Raw genomic sequence first — 3,275 nt, forward strand, 5'->3', positions numbered from 1 at the left:
GGTGAGTCTCATGCGTGAACCTTCCTCCAGATCAAGGGAATCGAGAGCATGTTCGCATGTTCGGGTCGGCATGAAGATCACCGTCCGGCTCCCGAAATACCAGCCCGGCGTGTACTCGGCGGGCCGGCTGACCAGGGAGTGAGCCGCCCCACCGGCCGGTCGGGCGGTGAGCCGTCAGGTGCTGCGCGTGGTGACCACCAGTCCCAGCGTGATCAGACCCAGCACGACCCAGCCGAACCACAGCCAGCCGTTGCTGCCGAGCGCCACCGTGTAGGCCGTCACCACGACCAGCCCGCCCAGCGTGAGCGCTCCCATGGTCTTCGTAGAGTTGGAACCGTTCGTGGAACCGGGCATCGCAACACCCTCCTCATGGTTCGGTCACTCCATGGTGCCCGGCGGACGCCCGGCGCGCACGGCCCGTACCGAAGAGGTCTTCAGCGCCCTTGCGTGTTCAGCGAGGCCAGATAGGCGTTGTACGCCTCCAGTTCCTTGTCCCCGTCGCGGTCCGCGGCCCGGTCCGTGCGCCTGGCCTGCCGCTGGTCCGAGGCGTACCACTGGAACAGCAGGGCGACCAGCACCAGCACGGAGGGGATCTCGCTGAACGCCCAGGCGATGCCACCCGCCGCGTTCTGGTCGGACAGCGCCTCGATGCCGAGCGAGCCGGGCGGGTTCTTGAACGTCTGGACCATCGGCTCGGACGCCATCATCAGCGCGATCCCGAAGAACGCGTGGAACGGCATGCCCGCGAACAGCTCCAGCATCCGCATCAGGTAGCCCGGGCGGTGCGGGCCCGGGTCGATGCCCATGATCGGCCAGAAGAACACCAGGCCGACGGCGAGGAAGTGCACCATCATCGCGATGTGGCCCGCCTTGGAGCCCATCAGGGTGTCGAAGAGGGGCGTGAAGTACAGCCCGTACAGGCTCGCGATGAACAGCGGGATCGTGAACGCCGGGTGCGTGATGATCTGCATGTACCGGCTGTGCAGGAACATCAGCAGCAGCTCACGCGGCCCCTTGCGCCCCCGGCCCGCCGGCGGCAGCGCTCGCAGCGCCAGCGTGATAGGCGCCCCGAGCAGAATGAGGATGGGCGACACCATGCTGATGACCATGTGCTGGACCATGTGCACGCTGAACATGACCATGCCGTAGTCGTTCAGCTGGGTGCACATCATGAGGACGATGCTCAGCACGCCCAGAACGTAGGCGACCGTCCGCCCCACGGGCCACTTGTCCCCGCGCCGGACGAGCCGCACGACACCCCACCCGTACAGGGCGAGCCCGGCCAGGCAGGCGACGAGAAAGAACGGGTCCGCGGACCACTCCAGCCCTCGCCCCAGCGTGAACGGCGGCAGATCCATGGTCATGCCGTGCCCGCTGTGATCCATTCCGCCGGCTCCTGTTTCGTGGGGGTGTGCAGCCATCTGTCCGCCCACAAGAGTAGAACCGCCCCCGGTCGCCGTTACGACCGGGGGCGGTCCGTCGTCCCTCAGGGGCGCGGGGGTGTGTTCAATGTGCTCCGCCGCGTGGGCCGGAGCGACCACGCACCACCCGCACCCGGCAGATCAGCTCAGCCTCAGAGAACGGTCTCCGCCTCGGCGTACCGCTCATCCGGCACCGTCTTCAGCGTCTTGACGGCCTCGGCCAGCGACACCATCACGATGTCGGTCCCGCGCAGCGCGGTCATCTGCCCGAACTCCCCCCGGTGCACGGCCTCCACCGCATGCCACCCGAACCGCGTGGCCAGCACCCGGTCATACGCGGTCGGCGTGCCGCCGCGCTGCACGTGCCCGAGGATCACCGGCCGGGCTTCCTTCCCCAGCCGTCCCTCCAGCTCCACGGACAGCTGCCGGGCGATCCCGGCGAACCGCTCGTGCCCGTAGATGTCCTTGCCGCCCTCGTCGAACTCCATGCTCCCGGCGCGGGGCTTGGCCCCCTCCGCCGCCACCACGATCGCGAAGCGCTTGCCCGCCTCGAACCGCTCGCCGACCCGCCGGGTCAGCTCCTCTATGTCGAAGGGCCGCTCGGGCACCACGATGGCGTGCGCGCCGGCCGCCATGCCGGAGTGCAGCGCGATCCAGCCGGTGTGCCGGCCCATGACCTCGACGACCAGAACCCGCTGGTGGGACTCGGCGGTGGTCTTCAGCCGGTCCAGGGCCTCGGTCGCCACACCCACGGCCGTGTCGAAGCCGAACGTGACGTCCGTGACCGCGATGTCGTTGTCGATGGTCTTCGGCACGCCCACGACGGGCAGGCCGCTGTCCGACATCAGCCGGGCGGCCTTGAGCGTGCCCTCGCCGCCGATGGGGATGATCGCGTCGAGGCCGAGCTCCTCGACATGGCCCTTGGCCCGCTCCACACCGTCCCGCAGATGGGAGGGCTGGACCCGGGAGGACCCGAGAATCGTGCCGCCGCGGGCGAGGATGCCGCCCACCGCGTCGAGGTCGAGCTTGAGGTAGTCGCACTCCAGGAGGCCCTTCCAGCCGTCCCGGAAGCCGATGACCTCGTCGCCGTGGTCGACGACGGCACGGTGCACGACGGACCGGATGACGGCGTTCAGGCCGGGGCAGTCGCCGCCGGACGTGAGGACACCAATGCGCATAGCCCGAAATACCTTCTCAACGTGGGCCGGGGACCGGACCACGTTGTCCGGCTGGAATCCCCGCCACCCTAGCGGCATCGAGGGGCCGGACCGAAGCACGCGTCCGCCTGCTGGACGACCCCGCTCACCTGTGCGGATGGGCCGACATACGGGCTGTTGACCAGCAGGTTGACGCGTGCTCCCCGAACGCTGTTCGGAAGTGGTCAGGCAGGCTGCTGAGCAGCCGCGATGCGCTCGTCGCGGAGGGCCTCGTACCAGTGGTCGTCGGTCGGCGGCAGCGCGTTGACGTCGAGGGCCAGCTTCAGCAGCAGGTCCGCGATCAGCGGGTTGCGCGCGAGCACCGGCCCGTGCATGTACGTGCCGAAGACCGTGTCGTTGTACGCGCCCTCCGTGCCGTCGCCCGTGCCGTTGCCGTTGCCGAAGCGCACCTGTGCGAGCGGGCGGGCGGTGGGGCCGAGGCGGGTGACGCCCTGGTGGTTCTCGAAGCCGGTCAGCGGCGGCAGGCCGAGACGGGCGTCGACGTCGCCCAGCACGTCACCGACGCACCGCGCGCCCTCGCCGCGCACCGACACCACGTCCAGCAGGCCGAGGCCGGGCTCGCGCTGGCCGAGGTCGTTGATGAACTCGTGGCCGAGGATCTGGTAGCCGGCGCACACGGAGAACACGATGGCGCCGT

At 69.5% G+C, this 3,275-nt stretch carries 3 protein-coding genes and 1 pseudogene; all 4 read right to left on the reverse strand.

Annotated elements, in window-relative coordinates:
• Positions 1-174: 174 nt before the first annotated feature.
• Positions 175-354 (reverse strand): hypothetical protein, encoded by a 180-nt coding sequence (locus tag ABZ281_RS43415; protein ID WP_030835374.1) that lies wholly within the window; start codon positions 352-354, stop codon positions 175-177.
• 80 nt (positions 355-434) lie between these two features.
• Complete coding sequence (locus ABZ281_RS43420; protein ID WP_356663671.1) at positions 435-1,385, reverse strand: cytochrome c oxidase assembly protein; 951 nt, start codon at positions 1,383-1,385, stop codon at positions 435-437.
• Between the two features lie 188 nt (positions 1,386-1,573).
• Entirely contained in the window at positions 1,574-2,599 is a 1,026-nt protein-coding gene (locus tag ABZ281_RS43425; protein ID WP_356663673.1) for a 6-phosphofructokinase, read from the reverse strand.
• Positions 2,600-2,802: 203 nt separating this feature from the next.
• A pseudogene (locus ABZ281_RS43430) lies at positions 2,803-3,275 on the reverse strand (glutamine amidotransferase); the annotation flags it as partial.

Source organism: Streptomyces sp. NPDC006265 (genome assembly GCF_040613555.1).
In the GTDB taxonomy this organism is placed as follows: domain Bacteria; phylum Actinomycetota; class Actinomycetes; order Streptomycetales; family Streptomycetaceae; genus Streptomyces.

Excerpts from the sequence above, each read along its gene's own strand:
- ABZ281_RS43415 (WP_030835374.1), bottom strand. The coding sequence starts at position 354 with ATGCCCGGTTCCACGAACGGTTCCAACTCTACGAAGACCATGGGAGCG.
- ABZ281_RS43425 (WP_356663673.1), bottom strand. The coding sequence starts at position 2,599 with ATGCGCATTGGTGTCCTCACGTCCGGCGGCGACTGCCCCGGCCTGAAC.
- ABZ281_RS43420 (WP_356663671.1), bottom strand. The coding sequence starts at position 1,385 with ATGGATCACAGCGGGCACGGCATGACCATGGATCTGCCGCCGTTCACG.